Consider the following 1,328-nt stretch of genomic DNA (forward strand, 5'->3'; position numbering starts at 1 on the left):
CTTTATATTGGCTATTATGCTGTCGTCTGGTKGGATTGGGATATTTTTCATAAAAATAAAGCAAATATTTTAGCGAAAGCTTTCTTTTTGATTTTGGGTACTATCGGCTTGATTAGTGGATTTGGCATTTTAAGTTTAGGTGTTGCTTATTTTGTGAGTGGCTTTGTTACCCGGTTTCTTTGTAAGCATTATTTGATTAAAACCCATCATTTCGATGAATTATTCCTTCGATTTCATCACCAAAATGAATATTCCAAACGCCATGTCTTAGCTATGATGTGGCCTAATGCCTGGCGGGATGGGCTGGTTACGGTTACTTTCTATTTGACAGGACAGGCGACAGTGCTTATGAGCAGCAGCTTCCTTACTTTATATGAAACAGGCATCTATTCTTTTTCCATGCAAGTCATTAATGCCCTTTTAGGGATTGCTAATGGGATGTTTGGAGCTTATTTCCCGGCGATTCAATCTGCCTATGTTTCTAAAAATCGGAAGTTAATGCGGCAATTATATGCTAAATCCATGGCCTGTACCTTTCATCTCAGTTTTTGGGGAGTCATTGGTTTTATCCTCGTCGGTATTCCCATTGTACAGCTTTTGCGGCATGATTTTATTATTGAAAAATCTTCTTTTCTCGTATTAGCTTTTTCCATGTATCTATTAAGTCGGCATCGTAATTCCGCGGCCTTTATCGTGACAATGAATAAGCTGCCATATACCTTCAGCTTCATTTTCTTTGGCGTCATCAGTATCAGTGCCACCTATATCGGACTAGCCTACTTCCATTTAGGATTATGGGGCCTCATCCTTATTCCCTTAGCGGTCCAGTCCATCTACAATAACTGGAAATGGAACCAAGTCGTCAATCGCTATCTGCATACCACAGAAATCAGTTTGATGAGACAGGGAACGGCGGATCTTATGCGGATAGTGGGGAACAAAATATTTAAAACGAAATGATAAAAACAATCCGGCTGCCGTGAATCACTGGGCCGGATTGTTTTTTGGCAGCAGTATAGAGATGCCTTGACACGATATTTGTTTTGCAATAGACTAAATATAAATTGACGAACGTATTTTCTTATTATATGCGGAAGGGTATGAGTTTTATTGGGATATGAATGTTTATTGGCATTAGATAAAAAATATGGAGGTAGTGTCAAGATTCTTTCGCAAATTCATTTCATCCGCCAGTAAATATCGTAATCAGATATATGGATTTTCCTCGTCATTTGGCTGCTCAATTTCCATCTTGAATAGATGCTCCATGTCCATATAGCGTTTTGAGCCCCATTCCGAGGCGGCAACATGACGAAGTCTGGCACAGA

Annotated in this window: 1 protein-coding gene; it reads left to right on the forward strand. The window is 39.3% G+C overall.

The annotated features are described in order from the left end of the window. A partial coding sequence (locus NM10_RS09870) for a hypothetical protein (RefSeq protein ID WP_020311432.1) occupies positions 1-960 on the forward strand: 960 nt, incomplete at its 5' end. Positions 961-1,328: the final 368 nt, after the last annotated feature.

Source organism: Megasphaera sp. NM10, from assembly GCF_000417505.1.
GTDB lineage: Bacteria > Bacillota > Negativicutes > Veillonellales > Megasphaeraceae > Megasphaera > Megasphaera intestinihominis.